Annotated in this window: 22 protein-coding genes and 1 pseudogene; 9 read left to right on the top strand and 14 right to left on the bottom strand. The window is 44.2% G+C overall.

Annotation, left to right across the window (positions count from 1 at the left end; genetic code table 11):
* Positions 1-722 precede the first annotated feature (722 nt).
* From F0229_RS16735 to F0229_RS16715, 5 genes are all read right to left on the bottom strand, one after another.
* Positions 723-1,766: a GMP reductase gene (locus F0229_RS16735; RefSeq protein WP_171733295.1), complete on the bottom strand. Its 1,044-nt coding sequence runs from the start codon at positions 1,764-1,766 to the stop codon at positions 723-725.
* Between the two features lie 767 nt (positions 1,767-2,533).
* Positions 2,534-2,974: a PAS domain-containing protein gene (locus F0229_RS16730; RefSeq protein ID WP_008216396.1), complete on the bottom strand. Its 441-nt coding sequence runs from the start codon at positions 2,972-2,974 to the stop codon at positions 2,534-2,536.
* A gap of 1 nt (position 2,975) precedes the next feature.
* Positions 2,976-3,980 carry a response regulator gene (locus F0229_RS16725; RefSeq protein ID WP_029235212.1) on the bottom strand — a complete coding sequence of 335 codons (1,005 nt, stop codon included), beginning with the start codon at positions 3,978-3,980 and terminating at the stop codon, positions 2,976-2,978.
* 319 nt (positions 3,981-4,299) lie between these two features.
* A complete protein-coding gene (locus F0229_RS16720; RefSeq protein WP_010430578.1) occupies positions 4,300-4,545 on the bottom strand; it encodes a hypothetical protein in 246 nt (81 codons plus the stop codon).
* 200 nt (positions 4,546-4,745) lie between these two features.
* Positions 4,746-6,098, bottom strand: coding sequence for an MATE family efflux transporter (locus tag F0229_RS16715; RefSeq protein WP_171733294.1), 1,353 nt, complete (start codon positions 6,096-6,098; stop codon positions 4,746-4,748).
* Between the two features lie 100 nt (positions 6,099-6,198).
* Here F0229_RS16715 and F0229_RS16710 point away from each other — a divergent pair, with 100 nt between their 5' ends.
* Positions 6,199-7,173 carry a LysR family transcriptional regulator gene (locus F0229_RS16710; protein WP_171733293.1) on the top strand — a complete coding sequence of 325 codons (975 nt, stop codon included), beginning with the start codon at positions 6,199-6,201 and terminating at the stop codon, positions 7,171-7,173.
* 42 nt (positions 7,174-7,215) lie between these two features.
* Positions 7,216-8,115: a DMT family transporter gene (locus F0229_RS16705; protein WP_102333930.1), complete on the top strand. Its 900-nt coding sequence runs from the start codon at positions 7,216-7,218 to the stop codon at positions 8,113-8,115.
* Positions 8,116-8,253: 138 nt separating this feature from the next.
* On the opposite strand, the gene F0229_RS16700 is transcribed toward F0229_RS16705, so the two are convergent.
* A complete protein-coding gene (locus F0229_RS16700; protein WP_017072063.1) occupies positions 8,254-8,673 on the bottom strand; it encodes a VOC family protein in 420 nt (139 codons plus the stop codon).
* A gap of 398 nt (positions 8,674-9,071) precedes the next feature.
* On the opposite strand from F0229_RS16700, the gene F0229_RS16695 reads away from it, so the two are divergent.
* The gene (locus F0229_RS16695; protein ID WP_171733292.1) at positions 9,072-9,692 is read left to right on the top strand and encodes a heme-binding beta-barrel domain-containing protein; all 621 of its coding nucleotides are present in this window, start codon (positions 9,072-9,074) and stop codon (positions 9,690-9,692) included.
* Between the two features lie 71 nt (positions 9,693-9,763).
* On the opposite strand, the gene F0229_RS16690 is transcribed toward F0229_RS16695, so the two are convergent.
* Positions 9,764-10,744, bottom strand: a complete 981-nt coding sequence (locus F0229_RS16690) for a bile acid:sodium symporter family protein (RefSeq protein WP_032545880.1) — start codon at positions 10,742-10,744, stop codon at positions 9,764-9,766.
* Between the two features lie 345 nt (positions 10,745-11,089).
* Between F0229_RS16690 and F0229_RS16685 the strand changes: the two genes are divergently transcribed.
* Together F0229_RS16685 and F0229_RS16680 are read left to right on the top strand one after the other, a co-directional pair.
* The gene (locus F0229_RS16685; RefSeq protein ID WP_171733291.1) at positions 11,090-11,356 is read left to right on the top strand and encodes a DUF3081 domain-containing protein; all 267 of its coding nucleotides are present in this window, start codon (positions 11,090-11,092) and stop codon (positions 11,354-11,356) included.
* A 34-nt stretch (positions 11,357-11,390) separates the two neighbouring features.
* Positions 11,391-12,002, top strand: a complete 612-nt coding sequence (locus F0229_RS16680; protein ID WP_171733290.1) for a CIA30 family protein — start codon at positions 11,391-11,393, stop codon at positions 12,000-12,002.
* Positions 12,003-12,115: 113 nt separating this feature from the next.
* On the opposite strand, the gene F0229_RS16675 is transcribed toward F0229_RS16680, so the two are convergent.
* A complete protein-coding gene (locus F0229_RS16675) occupies positions 12,116-13,141 on the bottom strand; it encodes a zinc-binding alcohol dehydrogenase family protein (protein WP_171733289.1) in 1,026 nt (341 codons plus the stop codon).
* A gap of 156 nt (positions 13,142-13,297) precedes the next feature.
* Positions 13,298-14,065 (bottom strand): glycine betaine ABC transporter substrate-binding protein, encoded by a 768-nt coding sequence (locus F0229_RS16670; RefSeq protein WP_171733296.1) that lies wholly within the window; start codon positions 14,063-14,065, stop codon positions 13,298-13,300.
* Positions 14,066-14,333: 268 nt separating this feature from the next.
* Between F0229_RS16670 and F0229_RS16665 the strand changes: the two genes are divergently transcribed.
* On the top strand, positions 14,334-15,266 hold the full coding sequence (locus tag F0229_RS16665; protein ID WP_171733288.1) for a LysR family transcriptional regulator: 933 nt from the start codon (positions 14,334-14,336) through the stop codon (positions 15,264-15,266).
* A 148-nt stretch (positions 15,267-15,414) separates the two neighbouring features.
* On the opposite strand, the gene F0229_RS16660 is transcribed toward F0229_RS16665, so the two are convergent.
* Positions 15,415-15,801, bottom strand: coding sequence for a hypothetical protein (locus tag F0229_RS16660; protein ID WP_017064374.1), 387 nt, complete (start codon positions 15,799-15,801; stop codon positions 15,415-15,417).
* Between the two features lie 428 nt (positions 15,802-16,229).
* Here F0229_RS16660 and F0229_RS16655 point away from each other — a divergent pair, with 428 nt between their 5' ends.
* Positions 16,230-17,213, top strand: a complete 984-nt coding sequence (locus F0229_RS16655; protein WP_171733287.1) for a hypothetical protein — start codon at positions 16,230-16,232, stop codon at positions 17,211-17,213.
* Positions 17,214-17,326: 113 nt separating this feature from the next.
* Here F0229_RS16655 and F0229_RS16650 read toward each other — a convergent pair whose 3' ends face one another.
* Complete coding sequence (locus F0229_RS16650) at positions 17,327-18,520, bottom strand: benzoate/H(+) symporter BenE family transporter (RefSeq protein WP_171733286.1); 1,194 nt, start codon at positions 18,518-18,520, stop codon at positions 17,327-17,329.
* Positions 18,521-18,617: 97 nt separating this feature from the next.
* On the opposite strand from F0229_RS16650, the gene F0229_RS16645 reads away from it, so the two are divergent.
* Entirely contained in the window at positions 18,618-19,184 is a 567-nt protein-coding gene (locus F0229_RS16645) for a helix-turn-helix domain-containing protein (protein WP_017070515.1), read from the top strand.
* A gap of 96 nt (positions 19,185-19,280) precedes the next feature.
* Here the strand turns inward: F0229_RS16645 and F0229_RS16640 are convergent.
* A pseudogene (locus F0229_RS16640) lies at positions 19,281-19,943 on the bottom strand (pyridoxal-phosphate dependent enzyme); the annotation flags it as partial.
* 46 nt (positions 19,944-19,989) lie between these two features.
* Between F0229_RS16640 and F0229_RS16635 the strand changes: the two are divergent.
* Positions 19,990-20,157 carry a hypothetical protein gene (locus F0229_RS16635; RefSeq protein ID WP_017062447.1) on the top strand — a complete coding sequence of 56 codons (168 nt, stop codon included), beginning with the start codon at positions 19,990-19,992 and terminating at the stop codon, positions 20,155-20,157.
* 166 nt (positions 20,158-20,323) lie between these two features.
* On the opposite strand, the gene F0229_RS16630 is transcribed toward F0229_RS16635, so the two are convergent.
* Together F0229_RS16630 and F0229_RS16625 are read right to left on the bottom strand one after the other, a co-directional pair.
* Positions 20,324-21,517, bottom strand: coding sequence for an acetate/propionate family kinase (locus tag F0229_RS16630; RefSeq protein WP_171733285.1), 1,194 nt, complete (start codon positions 21,515-21,517; stop codon positions 20,324-20,326).
* Positions 21,518-22,260: 743 nt separating this feature from the next.
* Complete coding sequence (locus tag F0229_RS16625) at positions 22,261-24,318, bottom strand: DEAD/DEAH box helicase (protein ID WP_171733284.1); 2,058 nt, start codon at positions 24,316-24,318, stop codon at positions 22,261-22,263.
* Positions 24,319-24,394 lie beyond the last annotated feature (76 nt).

Below are 24,394 nucleotides of genomic sequence, written 5' to 3'. Positions count from 1 at the left end.
ATATATCAAGGAACGCTCAAAAGTCCGCGCAGAGGAAGTCTAAAGAAAACATTACGTTAGACGGAATTTACGCTGAGCTTAGTGCTTAAGGTTCTGTCTATGAGGCATGAATTAAACTTCGACTACAAAGCATAAACTTATTTTCAAGATACCAAATGAAAAAACAATCATGTGACAATCAACTAAAGAGACGATAAATGAGTTTTACAAAGACTAATAGCATTTGAAAGTAATATTAATTTTTGAATGCTAATTCAAATAATTAGGCGTTCTGATAGTTTTGCTTTTTTCGTTAATATTCTAGGCAACAAAATGAGATCAGGCTGCCTTAGTGCTTTACTTGTTACAATATCTGGTACGTGCTATCTGTCTATAGGTTTTTCAGGACTTGAGAATCAGTTTGGTATGGTATGGGCAGGAGCTGCGTTAATCGTCTTAATCGTGTTTAATTTGACGCTGCCACTCTCTTTAGGCGCTTACTTTTATACTACAAGTATATTAGGTTGGCACTGGTTTGAGGCATCATTATTCACGTTAGTACTAATAACCATCATAGTTCCTGCGATCATTAAATCTGTTAGTCACATTCTAAATCCAGCGTCTTCTGAAAATTAGACAGATTATTAGCGCGCAGGTTTAATGACATTGATTTTATCAATTTCACGTAAAAAAAGAGCCGCTTTAGCGGCTCTTGATTTTCAAACTATTCGAATCCGTTCAGATTACTCTTTACCGAATACGTTGTTTTCTTGTTCTTGTACACGAATGAAAGTTGTACGCTTAGTTAGCTCTTTAAGCTTTGCTGCGCCTACGTATGTACAAGTTGAACGTACACCACCAAGGATGTCAGAAATTGTGTTGTGAACAGAGCCACGGAACGGAAGTAAAACAGTTTTACCTTCAGCAGCACGGTACTTAGCAACACCACCTGAGTGCTTGTCCATAGCCGACTGTGAAGACATGCCGTAGAACTTCATGAATTGCTTACCGTCTTGCTCTACTACTTCACCGCCCGACTCAGAGTGACCTGCTAGCATGCCGCCTAGCATTACGAAGTCAGCACCGCCGCCAAACGCTTTAGATACATCACCCGCACATGAACAGCCACCGTCACCGATGATCATACCGCCAAGGCCGTGTGCTGCGTCGCCACACTCGATGATTGCAGAAAGTTGAGGGTAACCTACACCTGTTTTAACACGAGTAGTACAAACAGAACCAGGGCCGATACCAACCTTAACGATGTCTGCGCCCGCTAAGATTAGCTCTTCAACCATGTCACCCGTTACAACGTTACCCGCAGAGATAACTTTGTTCGGGAATTCTGCACGTACTTTTTGCACGTACTCAACTAGGTGCTCTGAGTAGCCGTTAGCGATATCAATACAGATAAATACGAATTCGTCGCTAAGCGCCATGATTTGCTTAGTTTTCTCAAACTCAGCTTCAGATGTACCTGTTGAAACAAATACGTTGTTCAGCGTTTTCTTGTCTGCTGTTTTTGCGAACTCAGCCCACTGCTCTACTGTGTAGTGCTTGTGTACTGCAGTCATTACACCGTGCTCTGCTAGAGCCGCTGCCATTTCGAAACTTGCTACCGAATCCATGTTCGCTGCGATTACTGGTACACCAGACCATTGACGACCGCTATGCTTGAATGTAAACTCGCGGGTTAATTCAACTTGAGAACGACTTTTAAGAGTAGAACGCTTTGGGCGGAATAATACATCTTTGAAGCCTAACTTAAGTTCTTGTTCGATACGCATGATAATTTGTCCTGTAATCATATTACGTGTCGTGCGTTTTCGGTAAGCGTTGGCAGACGCTTTACTGAGTTTCGGACACAAAAAAACCGGAGCGTTGGCAGACGCTCCGGTTTTCAGCATTATAGGCTGTGATTTACTAACAGCAAGTCTGATATTTCATTTTTTTTTGTGCTATCCTCTCAAAGATTCCATATCTGGTAAAAGCTTCCCGCCCGTCACTTCCTACTAAATTCATAGTAATTAATAACTTAACAACATATTCACGCAAACGCTGTCGGTTTATTGCGCAAACGTTTCCCTTGTAAATTCGGCGAAAAAATCTTCGATAAGGCAAATTTGTGAAAAAAGTGCCCTTTAATCACATAAAAATCACACTTTTCTTGAATCAAAAAATGCGTTTTTTCTTAAATAATTTCACTTTTTTCGCTTCGAGTGCCGATCTCAGCCCTCTTTCATCAGCCCTGAAATTTATAAAGTACAAAGACAAGATCGATTAGCACGTTCGAAACTTGGATGAACGGGGGTAAAGTCCACAAAATATGGCAGGTTAGATATGCTTATTTATGAAAATCCATCGGATACAAGCCGCTGTTGATAGAGCCTAACAACAGCTCGACTAAAGTTAACGAACGCAGAACGCCTTCGTTAATTTGAAATCACTACTACAGAATCAGATACAAAAATGGCCAAGGGGATTAACCTTGGCCATTTTTATTTAGTTTTCAGAGTGCTCTTCTAAGGCGATTCAATTTTCACCTTAAGGTACGCTAAGCCTTTTTCTGAGACATCAGAGCTTCAGCAGTCGCATCTTGAATCGACAAGAACAAGGATGTCACTTGCCCAGTTGGAGAACGCATCGGGTTAAGCGTGACGTTCTGATACATAAAGTCGGCTTGCTGAGTTACTGGCCTCACGTTGCGGCACTTAAACAGATAAGGCCTTTGTTGCCACGTTATGAAGCTACGGCAGCCTAGGTCATAAACCGGTTTTGTTTTAAGCCTAAACCACTCTTCTGGGATTTCAGGGAACAGTTCAAAGATCGATTTACCAATCGCATCGTGCGATTGCTTACCGCTATGGTGCGTCATGAAACCATTCCACACTTGCACCTCAAAATCACGATTGATGACCACCAGCCCCATATCGACGTTTTGAACCATGTCCACCATCCAGTGGAACTGTTCAAATTCAGCAGGAAGATTCAGCATATTAAAACTCCTCCATTAGGTAGGCCAATTTGTTGTCTAGAAGAGGCAGAGACTCGTCAACAAACATAAACAGAAGGTCACAACGGATGGACGTGCCGTCTATGTTGTAGCTGACTTCGAACGTCATGGTCTTTTTAAATGAGCCGCTGGTATTTTCAATCACCGAATCAATCGAGATGTGTTGACCTAGCAGCACAGGAGAGCTCTGGAAGAAACGAACTTCTGATTGCTCCCCTAACCCATTCAAGAAAGAGCCGACTAAGATGTTCGATACATCCATCAACAACTCTAATTCTTCTAGCTGCTCGCTTTCTGTTGGCACCTTCATGAGCTTCTTAAGATCGCTCACACTGGAATCACTCAACAAAACTAGCGCTTCACCTGCAATGCCTTCTCCACTGAAGCCTTGGCAAACACCCGACACTTGGTCGTTATCCGCTAGGTCACGAAGTGCCATGTGCAATTCACTCACTTCGAAGATGTTAACGTTCGGTAATGGTAAGTGAACGAATACATTAAAATGGCGCGCCAATGCATCGGCTGCTCGACCTATCGCAACGTTCGCAACTTCCATATAGATGTCACGTCGGCGCAGAATCGGTAGCTCTAGCGGTGCTGGCGTAATAAGTTGAGGCTGTTTTGGTGGCTCAACATGCTCACGTAGAATCGCTTTTAACGCTTCTTTATCAATCGGCTTTTGCAAAAATGCTTTGGCGCCAAGATCCAGCACCTTCTGTTGTGCTTTTGGTTGTATGTCACCAGAAACAACGACAACTGGCGTGGTATCGCCTAAACGTTGCATCTCTTCCAATGTGCCATAGCCGTCTAATTCCGGCATGGTTAGGTCGAGGAACATCAATTTGAATTGGTTTTTAGCGAGCTCTTCAAGTGCATTAAGCCCATGAACAGCAAAAGTTATATCTGCATTTAGAGAACTAGGCAGTGATCGAGCCATCTGCTTCCTTGCTAACGCAGAATCATCACATATAAGAACTGGGAACGACATAAATGCACCACTGACAAATTAAAGCTAATTCGACCGAGTGTAACAGAACATTATGGTATCAGGTACGGGGTGAATGGATTTATGTGCAGATTATTAGTAAGAATGATGAAACAGGTGGGTAAGCTATTATTTCGCATTATTCTTCATGAAAAACAATATGCTACAAAGGTAATAGCCAATCCTTGCTGTTGAGTAATAGCACTATTATATTTAACAGCAGCCTTAACAAGCGGGTTTATTAAGGCTCGACTGACTCATTCATTGAACGGCTTTATGTAGCCATGATAGAGAGCTATCCAACAAAGCTAATGCAAGAGAACTAGAACTGATATGAAGGCCATAAAATCAGTAATGCGAAACGTATGATCACAGCAAATACCAACAACGCGATCCCCAGGCGATACCATTTGTATTCGGCGATGTTCATTGGGATGCGCTTGTAGAACATCGTAATCACGCCTTTCCAATCGCTACTGCGTCTTCCGTACTGCATCATGCTCGTCAAAACAAACAGTGCGCCAAGCACTAACATTCCTTTTTCAGCCCAGAACAATCCAACTTCCATTTGTGTATTCCTTGATAAAACGGTGAGCAACTCAAATCATTCTAGTCACCTTTTAGCTCGGTTTCTGTAAGACCAAGGTCTAAATTACGAAGTACGCAATTCAGGGCTTATAGGTCATTGTTGGTAATTGATAGTTCTCGGTCAGCAATACAACGTTTATCGTTCAAGGTTCCATGGTAAAGGCGAGCATCACAAGCAAATCACGTATAAGCATGATTCGACAAATCTGGAGATTGGTTGTTCTTTTGAATGACACGCATCAATTGGATAAGCAGCAGAATACCTGTCACGCCTAAGCCAACACCGATTCCGCCCCAAATCCCTGCCAATTCGAACTTAGGCATCAAATACCAAGCCGCAGGCAAGCCAAATACCCAGTAACCGATGGCTGTCATCACGGTTGGCATAGAGACAATCTTCATGCCTCTTAGCAGGTTAATCGCCAGTAGCTGCCAAGCATCAACAATAAAGCACAAAGCAACGACCCAAATCACAGAAGCCAGTAGTGAAGTCATAGCACCCGTGCCATCGTCTAACTTGAAGATAGAAGCGATCATCTCAGGCCATATAATGAACACGGCCGACAACGCCACACTCAACACCGACACCAATATGAAGCTTTGAATCGAGGTTCTTTTTATTCCTTCGTAGTTACCCGCACCGAAATCACGACCTACTAAAATCGCCGCAGCTTGTGAGAAGCCGAAATTGAAGTTCCAAGTAAAGCTTAAGCATTGCAGAAGGATTTGGTGCAAGGCTAACGAAGCAATACTGATCGTGCCCGCCATCAAGGTGCCGCCGTAAATAAGGCCATGCTCAAGTAATGCTGCCAAGCCGATAGGTAAACCCATCATTAAAAGCGGGCTCATCAACTTGATTGAATACTCTTCTGTATTTAGCCAAGGGGCGAACTGCTTAAACTCGTCACGCTTAAATACCCAAACCGTATATCCAACCATCACGATAAATGCCGCGATAGCCGTACCAAGCCCTAAACCTGTTAAGCCCATGTCTAATTGGAAGGTGAGAAAGTAGCTCACTGGCACATTCAGAATTACGGTGATAATCGACATCACAAGAATGGAGCGCACGTTGCCAAACGCACTGGTTAAGCCACGAAGTACCAACAAGATAAGCGAAGGCAACATTACCCACTTCAAAGCATGGACATATTCCATGGCTAAAGTGATCACTTCTGGTGGCTGTTTGGCTGCTTCTAATACCAACGGAGCAAACCAGAAGCTGGCCATTAAGGTCACGCTGAGCACGAATGCCAACATGGTTGCGCCTTTCACCGCCAATCTAATTTGAGTATTACCAAACTCAGGGCGAGCTACTCGCTGACCATAAGCGATCGCAATCAAATTCGCGACACAACCCACGGTGCTGCTCGCAATAATGAAGATGAAAAAGTAGATTGAGGCACCTAAGCCACCAGCCGCAAGGGCTGACACACTGATACGCGACATCATCCAAACATCAGTAAGGACTAAAGCCATAGAGATCAGCTGTGAAATGATCAAAGGGAATGCAAGAGTGAGTATTTTTTTCATGAGCGCCTCAGGTAATTTCGCCCAAAATACGATCGATGAGGCTAGCGTTCAATTGATAAATTTGCGACTCTAACATTCCATAAACTCATGCGAACGAATTATGACCCCATATTCTAGCTTGCCATCATCACATAATGGCTTAAAAGCCTTTGAAGCTGCCGCAAGGCTGATGAGCTTTACTCTGGCTGCCGAAGAGCTGCATGTGACACAAAGTGCGATCAGCCGACAGATCAAACAGCTTGAAGATGAGTTAAACGCATCACTGGTTATTCGTAAGCATCGAGCCATAGAATTAACGGTACAAGGTCATGATTTGTATGTGGCTTTGCGAGCAAGCTACGGTAATATCGAAGCTGTTATCACCTCTTGGAGTGAGCCCAAGCAGAAGCGTATCGTGATCAAAGCGACTCTGAGTTTCGCGACGCGAGTATTGATCTCCAAAGTTCGGGAATTAAACGAGCGTTATCAAGATCATGAGATCGTCATTGTTCCTGTGATTGAGGAAGACGAATCGATTAATAGTAGTGAGTATGATCTACTGATCTTCCACACGCGTTTCAAAAAACGCTATGACAAGGCACCTGACATTACCTTCTTGCGTGAAGAGTTCATGGCGCCGGTTTGCTCTACTAGTTTAACCACCAAAGACACCGACCTTGATTCAATCTTAACCTTGCCAAGGCTGCATCCAACCTTAGATCATCACGACTGGAAAGTGTGGCTGGCCGATGTTGAATTCCCACCAAAGAAACCTGTCAGAAATACCAGCTTCTTGTCTTTAGATATGGCGCTCAGTGCCTGTCTATCCGGTGAAGGGGTTACGGTCACGGATCTGTTGTTAGTTCAACAAGATCTCCAACGAGGCTTCTTGTACTGCCCTAGAAATGCAAAAATCCAACACAGTGCTTGGACTTACTTCATGCACCAGCGTAGTCACACGCCTATCATCAACGACCTTATTGAATGGCTTAGAGAAGAGACAACAAAAGAGATCGAGTTGCTGAAAGTACTCGCACAGCAATATCAATGGTTTGGTGTAATAGAACAGGACAAAGACTTTGGTCGGCTCTTCTAAACTAAGTTATGATTCCTGTTCCCTCAACCGATTGATATTTTTATGTCTTCTTTCTCTTTTTCACAAATCCCTGTTGGGGTTCGATTCATGATCCTCTCCGCTTTTGGATTCGCACTGATGTCAGCTTGTGTGAAATACATCAGCAATTATGGCATTCCTGTATTCGAAATTGTTGCAGCAAGGGCTTTGGTGTCTTTGATCATCAGTTATATCGACGTTAAGCGAAAAGGCATTTCGATCTGGGGAAATAACAAACCTTTGTTGTTTGTTCGAGGCGCAGTTGGTACAGCAGCCTTGATGTGTGTTTACTACGCTGTGACCACTTTGCCATTAGCCGAAGCGACCATTCTACAATACGTTCATCCTGTATTTACCGCCCTACTTGGCGTGTTATTTCTGAAAGAACGCGTCCAAAAATCGACCATGATCTGCATTGCGTTCTGCCTAGCTGGGCTATTAGTGATGGTACAACCAAGTATGAACAGTGGCGCGAGCAGCGAGTTACCGCTATTTAGCATTATGGTGGCGTTATGTGGCGCATTTGGTAGCTCAATTGCTTATGTGATTGTGAGAAAACTTAGCCAAACGGAAGATAGCTCAGTCATCATCTTCTACTTCCCATTGGTTGCGCTACCAATCTCAACAGCTCTTATCTGGAACGACTTTGTATGGCCTAGCCTATTCCTAACCATGATGCTTGTGCTCGTCGGGATTTTCACACAAATAGGACAATACGGTTTAACCAAAGCAATGCAAACCCAGGCAGCAGGTAAAGCTTCAGCTTACTCATACGTGCAGATCGTCTTCTCAGCGCTATTAGGTGTGTGGATCTTCAATGAGATTCCATCGGTTTGGACTTATCTAGGTGGTGGCCTGATTGTCACTGGTGCACTCATTAACGTGTTTGGTAAACAGCTATTGGTGCCGTTCAAGGCTAAATAAGTAACCCACTCAATATCAGCTGATAAATAGAATCTAAAAAGGGCATTGCGGATTATTCCACAATGCCCTTTTCTATAAATGCTCTCTAGCGCGCTTTCATTCAGCTAACCAACTTTAACAAAGCGGCGTATTACGTAACTAACTCGTGGCATTTCGTAACTTAGGGTCATCACTTAGGTATTCAACGAACTCGATTTCAAAGCCTGCCGGATCCACAAAGTAGACATTTTTTCGATAAGGTTCTTCGGCACCGGGTTTGGCAATTGGAAAGCCCGCATCAACAAGGCGTTGAGTGACACTTTCGATATTATTGGTCACATAAGCGAAGTGTGCGAGACCAACAGAATGCCCAGCCAAATCTCTATTTTCACCTTCACCGTGATCACTTATTGCTATGTATTGGTACTCGTCGCCAAAATGCAGCCAGTTACGTGGCTTACCTGACCACTCCCCTTTTCCCTCATCACGGACATACCAATGAGGGAACGCCGCTTTATAGAAAGCCAGCATTTCTGGGATATCTTTTACCACTAAATTCACATGTTCAAGTTGGATCATTCTTCTCTCCTTAAAGTATTCTCGTAAGCAACGTTGCATATCCTAATACCTCAAGTTAAGTTGAGGTAAAGCACTAATTTGCATTTATTTCGAGAACGTCTTTAGAGCCCAAATTGTCGTATTTGATGCGATACAAGCTTTAAGTTTAGACGACCTAATCCAATGTGACTCAACTCAACCACAAGAGTTAGCAAACCCATGGTGTATCACTGAGATAAGACGACCCAACAACTGCTTCTTGCTCAATATACACACACATTAATATCCCCTTATTGACTGATACATCAAGTTACAATTCGATTTCATATTAGCCAACAACACTGATCTGGGTTAATAAACTAGTTTCACAATAACCTTATTTTTATTGGGGTCAGATAATTAATAAAAAGGAAGTTAAAGTGAAAAAATTATTAGCACTTGGTATCGCAGCGGTAATCTCGGCTCCAGCAGTAGCCGACCACAACACAATCAATGGTATAGATTTTGGTCCACTCGCAAAGTTAGTCGGCACATGGAAATCAGTCGAAACTGGCGGCGTTGATATTTCTCCAGGCCAAGAAGGCACAGAAGTGGGTACAGGTGGTCCCGCGGTTACACCATTCTATGAAGTAATGACGTTTGAGGTTGCGGCAGATGCAACCAATGCCAGCGATCAATATCTGGTTGCTCTGTACTACAAACAAGAAGTATTCAGAAAGGCCGACGACTCTAAGTTCCACGATCAACGTGGCTACTTCATCTACGACCAAAAAAATCAGGTCGTCTACAACTCTTACTGCGTACCACGCACCACATGTGTCACCGCAGAAGGCCCTGCTGGCGATACAATGACGTTAGTTGCGTCTAAGCGTGGCATCGCTGAGTCCGAATACATGACGGACAACGCAACCACCACGGGCTTCACGATGAACATTAGCATTTCAGACGATACGCTGACGTACTCTCAAACAACAGGCTTAGAGATCTACGACAACGCATTTGCTCATACAGATTCAAGCACTCTAATTAAAGTGAAGTAGATTCAAATACAAACGCCTTTCACAGCGAAGTGAAAGGCGTTTTTCTGTTGTGCTTGTAACAACAAACAAGTTTAACTAGATTGTGTATCAACCTTGGCGTAACGGTTGGCTAGCACTGCACAGTAAAAGATCTGAATCGGGTGATAAAGCATGATTGGTAGTAATATCATCCCTAGATTAGGGTTGTGAGCAAAGATCACCTTAGCCATAGGAATACCTGCCGCTAAGGTCTTCTTAGTACCACAGAATACTGCCGCGACTTCATCTTGATGATTGAATCCAACCTTTCGGGCACTCCATTGAATGCCGTGTACCATCACCATCAATACCACTAAACAAATCACCGCTGACAGCAACAACAGCATTGGTGAAAAGTCGCTCCAAATACCGTGTTCAATAGAGTCACAGAAAGCACTGTAGACGATCAGAAGTATCACGTATTTATCTAACTTATTGACCACTGACTTGTGCTTCTGAGTCCATTCAAAAAGTAACGGGCGCATCAACTGGCCGACAATCATTGGCAATAGCAGCATTTTAGATATAGAGATCACCGATTCCATCAGGTTTAGCTCTGCACCTTCCAACCCCATAAAGAGTTGGATCAGTAGAGGCGTAATGAACACGCCTAAAATACTAGAAAGTGATGCATTGAATATCGCACCCGGTAGGTTTCCTTTTCCAATCACCGTCATCGCGACCGAAGACGAAATCGTACTCGGTAATACGAAGAGGTAACAGAAACCAAAGGCCAGAGCTGCTGGCATATAAGCGACAAAGCCTTGCCCGAATATCACCCAAAGCAGTGGGTAAACTAAGAATGTCGCGCTTTGTACAAAAACATGCAGCTTCCAATTCGAAAGCCCCTCAAGAATGGCTTTGGGAGACAAACCCAAACCGTGTAAGAAAAACACCAAAGCGATGCCGAGAACAGTCACCGTATCGAGATGAAGTACCCCACCCGATTTGCCCCAATCCGGCGTAAAAACAGCAACGACCATAGCCACCACCATCCCTACAAGAAACCATTCCTTTTTCAGTTTTTCTATCATGTTGACACGCACTTTCTGTAGATTCCATTTTAGCCAATAACAAGGCTCCGATGCTATTTATCCTATCGACTCTAATTTTAATTAACCACCATAAACGCAAATTAAGCTCGTCTTTATCTTGAGGGTTAACGTTGTTATTCGAGTTTGTTACGCACGCTTCGCTCTGGATTGAACAGATGTATGGAATGATGATGAAATATTAGAAAACAGCGGTTTATCGAGAAGGTAAGACCCTTTCAGTGATCGGGGCACAGAGGTAAGCCGTAAGGATATGAAAGAAAGACGTAGGCAATCTAAACACCAAAGATCAGCCTATTCTCAAAGATGACGCAGCGGGAGTAACACATGGACAACAGAATCACCATTATTGAATTTCTCAGAGTATTTGAGTTTATTCGCTCTTCCGGTGAGCAACGGGACAACAAATATCTAGCTGGCGAAATGACGGCTTGGCATGATTACGACGGTTACACCTGTTGGCTAAGCTATAAAGACGTCACGGTGACGCTGATGTTTCACGGTTCGCTAAAAATTGAGTACGACAACGCTTCAAATTACTCTGAATTTATTGAGCATTGTATGGGTATGCTTGCCATTGAACCTTCTCCATAAAACGCGAACAGACTAACGGCTAACGGAGACAATCATGAACGAAACGGCTTCATTGCTTAAGCGAAGACACCCTTTTTGGCTAGTACTCAGCCTCTCCTTTTTATGGTCTCAAGTATCTGTAGCAGGCATAGGTATGATTGATTTTATACAACCGAACGAACACAAGAATTGGACAGCGACCAACGACGATGTAATGGGTGGCATCTCTACAGGCGAGCTCATTTATCTTGATGATATGAGTCGATTTAGGGGCGAGCTATCGTTAGAAAATAATGGTGGTTTCAGTTCTGTAAAGCGCTCCATTGAATCACCTGCCCATGAAATAGACAGTGCAGAGCTAGTATTCGTTGGTGATGGTCGCACTTACCAACTGAGGTTCACAACATCGAAGGACGGCAATCGAATTCAATACAAACACGATTTCGATACGATAAAGGGAGAACAGTTTAGCAAGGCGTTCCAATTCAACGATTTTCAAGCGGTGTTCAGAGGTCGGCTACTGAGCGATGCGCCGGAACTTAAGTCACGAGACATCAAACAAATCGGCTTTTTGATTGCAGACAAACAGCCCTCGTCTTTTGAGCTAGACCTAATACAGCTTCACTTCAGAACATCGAAACCTATCACATCACCAGAAGCTGACTAAACTGAAAACAAACAAAAGCCCCTGAAACCTTTTGACTAGCAATCAGATATCAGGGGCTTCTTCTATTTAAACCGTCAACGACTCAAAACAACGACGGATTAAAACATCAGCAATTAGTATTTGATGGCAGTTTTACCAATCGAGGCACTGCTCTCAATGCGTTGGTGTGCATCTTTGATTGTATCCACACTAAAGCCATTTAGGGTCGTGGTTAAAGTCGTTTTAATACGGCCCGAATCAATCAGATTCGCGGCTTGGAATAGGATGTCTTGCTGCTTCTGGATATCTTCGGTGTTAAACAATGAACGCGTGAACATCAGCTCCCAAACAAAGCCTGCTGATTTTCCTTGCAGCGCTGATAAGTCAATTCCACCGTCAAATTCAACAATCGAACTGATCATGCCTTGCGGTGCGATCAACTCAACCATCGCATCCCAGTGCCCTTTTGTATCAGCAACATTGAAGATGTAGTCGACATGTTGAATGCCTTGCTCTCGGACAGACTCAACAAGGTTACGGTGGTTCACCACATAGTCCGCTCCCATATCTCTTACCCACTGCTCAGTTTCAGGTCTTGAAGCTGTTGCGATAACATTTAGGTTGGTCAGTTGCTTAGCCAGTTGAATCGTAATTGAACCAACGCCGCCCGCTCCACCAATGATCAGGATAGACTTTTTCTCTTCAGGACGAACACGCAGGCGGTCAAACAACGCTTCCCATGCAGTTAGTGTTGCTAGTGGCATAACGGCTGCAGCTTCATCAGAAAGGCTCTTAGGCGCTTTAGCGGTAATACGGTAGTCCACAGCTTGGAATTCTGCGTTAGCACCCATACGTGTTACGTCACCCGCATAGTACACACGGTCACCGACTTCGAAGCCTTCAACGTCAGCACCTTTGCCAACAACTTCGCCGACTGCGTCATAGCCCAGCACTTTTGGCTGCTCAAGAGTTTTGTCTTTGGCATTACGAATACGAATTTTTGCGTCAGCAGGGTTAATAGAAGTCGCGCTCACTTTTACCAGCAAGTCATTATTTTTTAGTTCTGGCAGACTCGTTTCAAACTCAAATAAACTGTGTTGCTCTGTAATCGCAAGTGATTGAGTAAATCCGATAGCTTTCATTTTTGATGGTACTGACATTGTGCTTTCTCCTTGAATTAGACGAGTTAATCTTAGTCAATTCTCACTCTAGATAAACCGCCTAATATTTGAATGATTCTCAAATATTTTTTGATAATGGTGTTACCGCTATCTGGGTAATGCAGACATCTAACTGCATTGCCAACGGCTTAGAGGTTAAATAAGGCCTTTCTCAATCAACCAATCATGTGTTACTTGATCTTGTGGTTTACCTTCACGGCAAACTTTGTAATCCAGCTCTGCGATGATGTCGTTCGAGAAACGTAGGGAATCCAACTTCTGAATCTGTTGCTCGCTGAACAGATGCTTCTTGTCATCTCTTAAAAGAAGTACCGCTCTATCAACAATTCCGAGTAAGCCTTTTGGCTCTTTGAGCTCACGAATATCGTAACGATAGTGCAAAAACTGAGGTTTCCACAGTGGCACTACCATCCACTCTTTGTTTGCGACCGCACTTTCAAATGCACTGAAACAATCGTCTTCACTGCCAGGAAAGAACTCGTAGCCGGCATCGCTCAGGCCATAGTCTTTCATCATCTGGATAGAGAAGCGTGTGATGCCAGCGCCGGGGTTGATACCTTGGATGGTCGAGTTCATTTTCTCGATCACTTCAGCTTTTAATAAATCAGAGACTTCAGAAACCGCCGCTTCAGGCACATAGTCTGGTACGCCCCATAAAGCATAAGGTTCATAATGAAGCCCAAGCTCGATAAGTGGCTCAACTTCTTCAACGCCCGCTTTGTAGATACCGTGACTTGATGGCAACCACGCAGAAGAAAGCATATCCACTTGGCCTGCTTTCAGCTTTTCAAAGTTCTCCTGATGTGGAGAGAAAATACGCTCTACCTCAAAACCCATGGATTTCAATACATTGGCAACCAATGATGCGGTCGTACGGTGGAACGACAAATCCGTTACACCCATTGTGATTTTCTTAGTCATCTTATCCCCCTAGATCGTAGGTTTCGTCCATACGATGTGTACTGCGCTACGTTGTCGATATGGGGAAATGATAGTGAGAAAATTACTAATGAAAAACAGCCTCATATTTGAATTATTATCAAATTAGTTTTGACAATTAAGTATTTGAAGCTAACTTAGAAGCGATAAGTAGAGATAACCCATTTGCAGATTGTGATGGGGAAATATCCCAACGCCATGTTTAGAACATAATTCAATACAGGTAGATAACATGCTTCTTGAAGATTTACAGGTCATTTTGAAAGTGGCGGAGTTTCGCAGTATCACCGCTGCAGCCACCAACCTTGATATGCGCACTGCCACAGCAAGTGCAGCGGTAAAACGTGTTGAAGCGGCACTAGGTGCGGAGTTATTTGTAAGAACCACGCGCCACCTAAGGCTCTCTTCAGCTGGCGAGCGTTATTTACCGGAATGCGAACAAGCCTTAAAGATGTTGGAGCAAGCGAAGCTCAACATGCGCGAAGAGCTTGGTATTCTTGACGGTGAAATTCGCATAGCGCTTTCATCAGATCTAGGACGCAACCTAATCACACCTTGGTTAGATGAGTTCTTGCTTGAATACCCAAAGGCGACGCTTCGCACTAGCATCAGCGATAGCAATATCGACTTCTACCGAGATTCCGTCGATATGGCGCTGCGTTACGGCTCTCCGACCGATGCGAACATGTATGGTTTCAAGATATGCGATGTGCCGAGGATATTGTGTGCGGCTCCTGAATACTTGGCTGAAATGGGCACACCAAAACACCCGAGTGACTTAGCTCAGCACAATGGTTTGCTTTACCAACTCCATGACATGTTGCAAGACGAGTGGGTGTTTAACGATGGTACTCAAGATCATAAAGTGAAACTAAAAGGAAATCGCGCTTCGAACGACGCAGACCTTGTAAGACGTTGGTGTATCGCAGGTAAAGGGGTGGCAATAAAATCTTGTCTAGACATGTCTCCTCACCTGCTTTCAGGCGAAGTGGTTAAAGTTATGCCTGAATTTAAGCCGACCCCTACCGAGCTCTGGTTAGTGTGTCCAAGTCGTCAATCCATCACCCCTACTGTGCGACTACTGAGAGATCTATTCCGCGATAAAACTGCGGAGATCCTTTCGCAACTGAGCAAACAAGGCATTATAGGAAGCACAACATCTTAAGAGTGAATGCCGATTAAAGATAAGAAGCAGAGAGACAAAAAAGGCGTTAGCGAACTTCAATTCGCTAACGCCTTTCATCATTAGAACATCATAGCTGCATGATGAACCTTAATAAGAGTACTTAGTTTAATACTCTTAATACAAAAGCTTAGTTTGACTCGTCTTCAACATCGCAGTCTGCGCAGCACTGAAGAGCAATCTCATGTTCGAAGGTGATGGTGTCTTTACCTTCTTCAAGTAGCTCTGCGATTTCGTCTGCCACTTCTTTTTCATCATCCGCTTCGATTCCGCTTTCTAATTCTTCTTCTGAATAACCAAAGAAGTTAAGCAGTAAATACTCACGCGCTTCATCTTTAGTACAAACCACGTCTGCTGAAAGATCAGGAGTAACCTCGCCTTGTGCAAGTGTCGCTGTCACTTGTGCGATAGCATCGTCTTTCATCGCAGGCGTTAACCAACCAAGATCAGTACTTACTGTCGTTTTTTTACAGTCGAAGCAAGGCAGTTGGTGAAAGTAGTATTGAAAGGTAGTCATAGGTTAATTCTTCTTTAAATGTTGTATAGCGAGATTATGCGCGTTTTGTAGCAAAATACTATCTCAATCACAACCTGAAACCGCTTCGTGCTGAGTATTTTTACCAGCGCCGCGCAAGCTGATGTGATCATCCGATAAAAGCTCTGTTTTACCCATGCTTACTCAGCTTTACGATTGTTTACATTTGTACGGGTAATATATGCCTTATCAGATAACAAGCGTGGCACCTCACAAATATTTTGGCTCTTGCTTAGTTTCGTCGCTTCAGCTATTAGCTATTAGCTATTAGCTATTAGCTATGAGTTCACGGCTTACTTAGCTACTTAGCTCGGATTTGTTTGAAATAGCTTTGTTTTCAATTAACTTACTTGCACTTGGCTTATTTTGAACCACGCTTATTTAAATCACCCGTTTCGGATACCCAATCAATGATCATCACAAAATATCAAGCCCTTGCCCTTTCATCGGTTGCTTTGCTCGCAACAGGCTGCTCACCATCATCAGATACGCCTTCGGTCAGCAACATCAGTGATTACCAAGGCTCAGCGAGTATTACTCAAGGTGTGGCGACCACTGTTGAATCGAATCTCTTTGAGTGTGCAAACGGACGTAGCAGAGTAGCGGGCGTCGGGGAAATTACGGACTCAGAAGGAAAGGTTTGGACGGTTCCAGCCAAAAACAACTTTTCAACAGGGCCAAAAGCCTTTGATCTTTATGAAGAGTGCTCAAACACCACACCAAGCAGCCTAGCCGAAGTCGATCAAAGCTCTGTACCTGTAGCGATAGTTGATCAAGACGGTGAGGAAATAACAGGTTATATTTTTGCCGATAACTATTTCGAACTTTATATCAACGGCAAGTTAATCGCGGTAGACACCGTTCCTTTCACACCGTTTAACTCAAACATCGTCAAATTTAAGGTGAAGAAGCCTTACACGATTGCGGTGAAAGTGATTGATTGGGAAGAAAACCTAGGTCTTGGCAGCGAAGATAACCGCGGAAAGGCATACCACGCTGGTGATGGTGGCTTTATCGCGAGCTTTAGTGACGGAACCGTGACAGGACCAGAATGGCAAGCACAAACCTTTTATACGTCACCGATTTATGACCTGACTTGTTTGAGTGAAGTGGACGGGAAGCGTCTTTCTGAAAGTTGCACCACGGAAGGAACTGACCACGGTCAAGATGCCTACGCCGCTCATTGGGAAACACCAACCAACTGGATGAACCAAGAGTTCGATTCAACATCTTGGCCTCAAGCATCGGTATATTCAGAAGACGATATTGGCGTGAACAATAAAAAAGCGTACATGAACTTTATCGAAAAATTCAGTGGTGCTGGCGCAAGCTTTATCTGGTCGACAAATGTCATTCTCGATAATGAAGTGCTACTGAGATACGAAGTTAAGTAGCTTTATTCCTTTGTAAGCAAGCCCAGTCACAAGTATGACTGGGCTTACTACTCAAACAACTTGCTGGTGTTTCTAATTCACAGCGAACCTGATCATAATCTTGAGTCGTTTGATTACGGCAAAGTTTGCGAAGCCTCGCTTGATCCACGTGACCTAGCTTTGTAATTGTGTAACCAGCAACAAAACAACCCGATGCACAAACCCCAAAATGCACTGCCGATTCCCAGTAAATTAGTACCAGAAGCAGTGAATAAGAAAGTAAGCAGCGCAGGCTCTCGATAGTGGTTGTCTTCCATCGACACAGCTAAACAATTCATCAAGGTCGGCATCACCGCTAAGCCAGCAACCGCAATGACAATCGCGGAGGGCACGGCGCTAAACAGCGACACAAATGACATCCCCATCACGCCAGCTAACAAGTAAAACCCGCCCATACAAATCCCCGCGATATAACGTGTCTTTGGATTACTATCCGCATTCGGGCCCATGCAAATAGCGCCCGTAATCGCAGCAAGGTTATACGCAAAGCCACCAAACGACGCGAAAATCAAACCTGTCACCCCTGTGGTGGTAATGATCTTCGATGAATCGACTTGGTATCCGTTCGCTTTTAGAACCGCAAATCCCGGTAAGTTCTGTGAAGCCATCGTCACTATAAACAATGGGATTCCGACACTGAACAACGAAAAGAACTCAAAATCGGGCGTAATGAACACCGGGGTCGTTAATCCCATAGTCACCTGACTGACATCGAGTTTGCCAAAACCCACACACATGACCAGTGCGATAATAAAAATGCTTGGGATCAGTAAATTTCCTAACCGCGCTTTCGCCAGAATAAATACAGCGAGCATGACCGTTACGACTTGTGCCTCTTCCATTAACGACGTGAACAAACCCAAACCGAATTGCAATAGAATCCCCGCGAGCATAGCAGAGGCAATCGATGTTGGGATCTGTTTTAGGACTTTCTCAAATATCCCCGCCAATCCAACTAACGTGATCAACATCGAACTGAACAAAAACACGGCCACAGCCTGATTCATTGTCAGCCCTTCAAGAGATGTGATTAACAACGCCGCTCCAGGCGTCGACCACGCTGTAACCACAGGCTTCTTGTAATGAAACGAAAGCAGTATTGTGGTTACGCCCATGCCAATTCCCAACGCCCAAAACCATGACGCCACTTGCTCTTCAGTTGCTCCAGCACTCATTGCCGCTTGGAAAATAATCGCCGCGGCGCTCGCATAACCAATGAAAACAGCGATAAAGCCGGTACTGACGTGAGAAAATTTTAGCTTAGTCATGTTAATCTCTTCCTGCGTGCGTTATAACGTCCATAGACCAAACCTAGCACTGTGCGCTATAACGCACAACTTATTTGTAAAAACTTGTAGAGAAAATATGCAAACAGAAATTAAAGTTGGCGTTAACTTGAAACGCCTTCGCCAAGAAAAAGGCTGGAGCTTAGACAAAACAGCGAAAGCAACAGGCGTGAGTAAAGCAATGTTAGGACAAATTGAACGTGGAGAATCCAGCCCGACAGTCGCTAAGCTCTGGCAGATAGCTTCTGGATTCGAGGTGTCACTTTCGAGCTTTATCGCGGCTAGCCCAAACAGTGAACTGACGAGTTTATTCAGAGATGCAAACGAACTAAGACATGAGGAATACAACATTGGCTTTTTCGTCAGTTTGTTGTTTCCTTTTGAGGAAGCACTAGGATTTGAAATATTCGAACTCACCCTAGCACCCGATTACCAGCATGAATCCGCCCCACATAACGCAGGCGTCACTGAGCACATCTTATGCATTTCAGGAGAGATGGCCGTGATGTTTGATGATGAGTGGCATACGTTACGCGCAGGACAAGCCGTTCGCTTCAATGCCAACCAGACCCATGCCTACAAAAATATCGGTGAAGGAAACGCCGTATTTCATAATGTGATTCACTACCCTAATAACAAGCAATAGTGCCGGATTTGGTGCTAACGGATGTTTAGCTCTAACCGGATGTTCAGCGCTAACGAAAGAGCTGGCAGACCACTGGCTGTTACTAACTTAAAGCGACTATACGTTGACGACCATGCTGCCATCTTCGGCTTGATAACGAGCCCATAGTTGAGAGAGGTTTTCTTTATTAAGCTGTATCTCTTTTTCTTTCAGAAACGTTTCGTTGTGCAGCTTCGAATACGAGCGCTCAGCAAGGTCACAGCTAAATGTAACGATGGTTTTCCCTTTCCCCATTCTAGCCGCAGCGTATAGCGCACCTGCTACGTTCAACGACGAACTGCTTCCTAGAAGAATACCGTCATGTTCCGCAACAAGGCGGGATATCGTCACCAAATCCTGATCGGGAAGCGTGATGGCACGATTGATTTTTGCCTGCCTGAAATTTTCAACCGTTCGCATGATCCCTATGCCTTCCGTGAACGAACTTCCCGTTGATTGATAGTGTCCATTACGTAGAAACGAATAAATGCCGGACCCATTTGGGTCAACTAACCAAGTTTCGAGATTGGGTTGCTGCTCAGATAGATGGTGTGAGTTTCCGGCAATGGTTCCACCCGTCCCCACCACTGAAACTAGAGCATCAATATTCCCCTGTGTTTGCTGCCAGATCTCAGGTCCAGTATTTAAATAGTGCGCTCGATAATTACTGAGATTTTCAAACTGATCTGCCCACCAATAACTCTCATTTTCGACACCAATCCGTTTAGCCGTGTGGTAAAATGTTTCTAAAAGAGAAAAAACCGGTGACCTCGTTGATGTAACTGAAATGACCAAATTAACCAACTTATTTCAAGACAGTATCGAAGGTCGGTTTCAAGCAGGCGAAGAACAGCAAGACCCTGAGATGTTTAAAAAGTCCGAACTGATGTTTATGTCAGGGGAAGAGTTACCTCGATGCTGGACAGATCCAAACTACCGCTCAGGGACTAAATAACCTTAGCGCTTCCAGAGCACCCGATGAGTCGCAATTTAAGCTCTGTTCTAAAACTGTTTCACGATCGCCTTGTTAAAACATTCAGACGCATCTTTACTAGACACAAAAAGCGAGCCACTTGGGCTCGCTTTTGATTGTCTTTTTCTTGCTTAGACTTCAGTTCAGATTACAGAAGTTCTACCGACTGTTGAGCAATCACGAATTCTTCGTTGGTTGGGATAACCATTGCTACTGCGTCTAACATTTCAGACTTAGCGATGATCCCTTCAGCACCAAAGCGAGCAGATTCGTTACCTGCTACATCTTCAACGAAACCTAGAATCTTAAGGTTGTTTAAGATCTCACGACGAATTGGTAGAGAGTTCTCACCGATACCACCAGTGAAGATGATACCGTCTAAAGAATCTAGCGTTGCTAGGTAAGAAGCAACGTATTTCGCTACGCGGTAAGTAAACACCTCAAACGCAAGCTTAGCGCCTTCGTGGCCCTCTTCCATTGCTTCTAAGATGCCACGAGCATCGCTCGTAAGACCAGACACGCCAAGGAAGCCAGACTCCTTGTTTAGAGAGTTAAATACTTGCTCTTGTGACCAGCCTTTCTTAAGTAGGTATTCGATGATGCCTGGGTCTAGGTCACCACAACGTGTGCCCATCATTAGGCCTGAAAGTGGTGTGAAGCCCATTGAAGTATCAACACTGTTACCGTCTTTAATCGCACATACCGATGCGCCATTACCCAAGTGAACAGAGATGAAATTAGACTCTTCCACTGGCTTGTTGAGCATCTTCGCAGCTTCACGGCTAACGAAGTAGTGGCTAGTGCCGTGGAAACCGTAACGACGTACGCCGAAGTCTGTGTATAGCTCTTTTGCGATTGCACCAGTGAATGCACGTTGTGGCATTGTTTGGTGGAAAGCCGTATCAAATACAGCAAATTGAGGTAGAGAAGGGAAAGCTTCAATCGCAGCACGAATGCCGACAGCACCTGCAGGGTTATGAAGTGGAGCTAGGTCAGATAGGCTTTCAATTTCGTTCGTTACTTCTTCAGTAATACGAACGGTTTGAGTGAACTTCTCACCACCGTGAACGATACGGTGACCGATAGCCACGATATCAGCAGTGAAGCCTAGATCTTCCATCAGGCCAACCAATTTGCCAATGGCAATTTTGTGGTGGTTATCTTCGCCTTGAATGGCAATTTCAGTTTTCTCGCCTTGATATTTCCAGCTCATACGAGCATCTTCAAGACCAAAACACTCCCCTAGGCCACTTAATACTGCTTCACCAGAAACAGAATCGATTACAGCAAATTTTAGGGATGAACTACCCGAGTTAATAACCAGAACAAACGAATTAGACATTGGATATGGATCCTGTTTCAGTACGAATTGGATGAAGTGTTTACTTCAATTTTAGTTAAGTCCATTATTCAATAATTTTTGAATCTTTCAACTTTTGTTTTGAAAAAATCACTAAATGAACACAATTAAGTTGATCTTGGTCATTAAATTATTTATTTCGAGAGCGAAATTAAAAAATAGTTGAATAAGAAAATTAATGAACAGGTGACGCAAACGAGTGCTCACGTTATTTTTAACTTGATTCAGTTAATTAAAGCGACTCGAACAAATGCAGGTAATCCGCTTAAAAAACAACCACCCTTCCCTTTCGTCTGCTTATCATTACCGATAACTTTTTGCTCGATTTCTCAATTGCTCAGTGTTTGCATCAAAAAGCTCACTGAAGTTGAGAATAGTGATCTGATCTTATTTTGATTGCCTTCGAGCACAACTCTACGAATAGATGCACTGTAACGACGCTTAGATAGCCTTCACTCTTTGTTTCAGCATCTTGTAGCACGTTCTTTTGGTATAGGCTTAGAACGCGATACAGCTAAGTTTTGGCACTAACATTCGTTCTAGGCGCGATGCTTAGTTTCATGGACGAAGCATAGTTACAGGAACGAAGCTTGATTAAAGTAAGTTAGCTACGAATATCGAGCCAACCAAAGCTTAAGTTCAAATAGCAGGCACAAAAAAGCCGAGCATTACGCTCGGCTTTTAAATTCAGTGTCTAGACCTAAAGCGTCTAAGCGACAGGTTGATTAACCTTCGTTGCGCTCTGGACGACGACCACGGTTACCACCGCCATTGCCGTTACCATGGCCACGTTCGCCACGGAAGTTACCACGGTGATCGCCACCACGATTACGGTCGAAACGACGTTCGCCATCACGTCCGCCAGCAGAGTTACCATCGCGAGCACCATCACGGTTGCCACGGTATCCACCACGACCGCCTTCACGGTTACCACCTTCGCGGTTGCCGCCTTCACGGTTACCACGGTAGCCGCCACCATCACGACCGCCACGGTTGCCACCACGACCGCCGCCGCCACGACGAGGCTCACGGAAGTCATTGAAATCAACAACTACAGCGCCAGCTTCTTTTTGACGAATGCGAAGTTTGCTTAGCTTACCAGCAGTTTCAGAGTTCATTGCTTTTGGCAGTTGAACGTAAGTAGAACCTTGGTCTAGCTTGATAGCACCGATAGAACCTTTAGTTAGGCCAAGTTCGTTTGCTAGTGCGCCAACGATGTCTTTAACCTGAACGCCTTGTTCACGGCCAACTTGTAGTTGGTAAGTATCCCAATCTTGAGTATTGAAGTTGCGACCACCACCGTCACGGCCGTTGTCACGATCTTCACGACGCTCTTTGCGACGGTTCTTATCACGCTCAATAGCAGCGATCATTGGGTCTTCGCCAACGTAGAATAGTGGGCTCTTACCTTGCTGACGCTTAAGAAGCATTGCAGCTAGAGTAGCAGCATCAACTTCTAGAGACTCTTGAAGAGTAGAGATAAGACCTGCAAAGTTTTCTAGTGCTTTGCTTTCTTTCTCAGTTTCAAGTTCAGCGCCAAGCTTAGCAACACGTGCAGCAGCAACTTGGTCACGTAGAGGAAGTTGGATTTCTTCCATTTGAGACTTAGTTACACGCTCGATTGTGCGAAGCATGCGAATTTGGTTAGTGCGAACTAGTAGGATCGCTTTACCTTTACGTCCAGCACGGCCAGTACGACCAATACGGTGGATGTAAGATTCAACATCGAATGGGATGTCGTAGTTGAATACGTGAGTGATACGTGGAACATCAAGACCACGAGCTACAACGTCAGTTGCAACTAGGATGTCGATAACACCTTGTTTGATGTGATCAACAGTACGCTCACGTAGAGACTGAGGAATATCACCGTGCAGTGCAGCAGCTTTGAAGCCACGTGCAGATAGCCAATCAGCTAGACGCTCAGTGTCTTGACGAGTACGTACGAATACGATTGACGCGTCAGTTTCTTCAGTTTCTAGAAGACGAGACATTGCTTCGTCTTTTTCTACGCCTTTAACAACCCAGAAGTTCTGCGCTACTTTATCAACTGTGTGGTTAGTACCAGCAACGTCAACTTTAGCCGGGTTACGTAGGTAACGGTCAACAATAGTCTTAACCATTGGAGGCATAGTTGCAGAGAAAAGTACACGTTGTGCAGATTCTGGAGCTTGCTCTAGGATCCAAGTAACGTCATCTACGAAGCCCATTTTCAGCATTTCATCTGCTTCATCAAGAACAAATGTGTGTGCTTCATCTAGGTGTAGACGGTCACGAGTTAGTAAGTCTTTAACACGACCTGGAGTACCAACAACAATGTGAGCACCGCGGCTTAGAGCACGCATTTGGTCAACAATTGAAGCACCACCGTAGATTTCAATAACTTTAAGACCTTTGATATCACGGCCAAGGTTTTTGATTTCCGCAGCAACTTGAATCGCTAGCTCACGAGTAGGAGCCATGATTATTGCTTGTGGTTTGTGTTGGTTCAGGTTGATTTTGTTAAGTAAAGGCAGAGAGAATGCTGCTGTTTTACCAGTACCAGTCTGTGCTTTACCTAGTGCGTCACGGCCTTCAAGAAGAAGAGGAATAGCTGCTGCTTGGATTGGAGTCGGAGAAACGAAACCCATGCTATCAAGAGCTGAAAGAATGTTATCGTTTAGGGCTAATTCATTAAATTGAATTACAGATTCGGACATTGGGATCCCACTATATATAAGTAAACAAAAGGTCCCGGGAGCTCTATCAATTCCAATACTGATCCAATCAGATACTGATTCCATTCAGAGTTACGAAGCAGTAATAAAACACTTCAAGCCATTAGGGACGTCTAAGGGAGGCGGATTATTCCCTAAATGC

It is taken from the genome of Vibrio sp. AIC-3 (genome assembly GCF_013114515.1).
In the GTDB taxonomy this organism is placed as follows: domain Bacteria; phylum Pseudomonadota; class Gammaproteobacteria; order Enterobacterales; family Vibrionaceae; genus Vibrio; species Vibrio crassostreae_C.
Note: the sequence above shows the minus strand (reverse complement) of the source record. Positions and strands in the feature narration are given on the sequence as shown.

Bases quoted from the DNA above. Each gene is read 5' to 3' on its own strand.
- F0229_RS16720 (WP_010430578.1), bottom strand. From the start codon at position 4,545: ATGGAAGTTGGATTGTTCTGGGCTGAAAAAGGAATGTTAGTGCTTGGC.
- F0229_RS16700 (WP_017072063.1), bottom strand. From the start codon at position 8,673: ATGATCCAACTTGAACATGTGAATTTAGTGGTAAAAGATATCCCAGAA.
- F0229_RS16685 (WP_171733291.1), top strand. From the start codon at position 11,090: ATGGACAACAGAATCACCATTATTGAATTTCTCAGAGTATTTGAGTTT.
- F0229_RS16625 (WP_171733284.1), bottom strand. From the start codon at position 24,318: ATGGAATCAGTATCTGATTGGATCAGTATTGGAATTGATAGAGCTCCC.
- F0229_RS16715 (WP_171733294.1), bottom strand. From the start codon at position 6,098: ATGAAAAAAATACTCACTCTTGCATTCCCTTTGATCATTTCACAGCTG.
- F0229_RS16725 (WP_029235212.1), bottom strand. From the start codon at position 3,980: ATGTCGTTCCCAGTTCTTATATGTGATGATTCTGCGTTAGCAAGGAAG.
- F0229_RS16670 (WP_171733296.1), bottom strand. From the start codon at position 14,065: ATGGGTGTAACGGATTTGTCGTTCCACCGTACGACCGCATCATTGGTT.
- F0229_RS16680 (WP_171733290.1), top strand. From the start codon at position 11,391: ATGAACGAAACGGCTTCATTGCTTAAGCGAAGACACCCTTTTTGGCTA.
- F0229_RS16635 (WP_017062447.1), top strand. From the start codon at position 19,990: ATGACCAAATTAACCAACTTATTTCAAGACAGTATCGAAGGTCGGTTT.
- F0229_RS16705 (WP_102333930.1), top strand. From the start codon at position 7,216: ATGTCTTCTTTCTCTTTTTCACAAATCCCTGTTGGGGTTCGATTCATG.
- F0229_RS16735 (WP_171733295.1), bottom strand. From the start codon at position 1,766: ATGCGTATCGAACAAGAACTTAAGTTAGGCTTCAAAGATGTATTATTC.
- F0229_RS16730 (WP_008216396.1), bottom strand. From the start codon at position 2,974: ATGCTGAATCTTCCTGCTGAATTTGAACAGTTCCACTGGATGGTGGAC.
- F0229_RS16675 (WP_171733289.1), bottom strand. From the start codon at position 13,141: ATGTCAGTACCATCAAAAATGAAAGCTATCGGATTTACTCAATCACTT.
- F0229_RS16645 (WP_017070515.1), top strand. From the start codon at position 18,618: ATGCAAACAGAAATTAAAGTTGGCGTTAACTTGAAACGCCTTCGCCAA.
- F0229_RS16710 (WP_171733293.1), top strand. From the start codon at position 6,199: ATGACCCCATATTCTAGCTTGCCATCATCACATAATGGCTTAAAAGCC.
- F0229_RS16660 (WP_017064374.1), bottom strand. From the start codon at position 15,801: ATGACTACCTTTCAATACTACTTTCACCAACTGCCTTGCTTCGACTGT.
- F0229_RS16665 (WP_171733288.1), top strand. From the start codon at position 14,334: ATGCTTCTTGAAGATTTACAGGTCATTTTGAAAGTGGCGGAGTTTCGC.
- F0229_RS16655 (WP_171733287.1), top strand. From the start codon at position 16,230: ATGATCATCACAAAATATCAAGCCCTTGCCCTTTCATCGGTTGCTTTG.
- F0229_RS16650 (WP_171733286.1), bottom strand. From the start codon at position 18,520: ATGACTAAGCTAAAATTTTCTCACGTCAGTACCGGCTTTATCGCTGTT.
- F0229_RS16690 (WP_032545880.1), bottom strand. From the start codon at position 10,744: ATGATAGAAAAACTGAAAAAGGAATGGTTTCTTGTAGGGATGGTGGTG.
- F0229_RS16630 (WP_171733285.1), bottom strand. From the start codon at position 21,517: ATGTCTAATTCGTTTGTTCTGGTTATTAACTCGGGTAGTTCATCCCTA.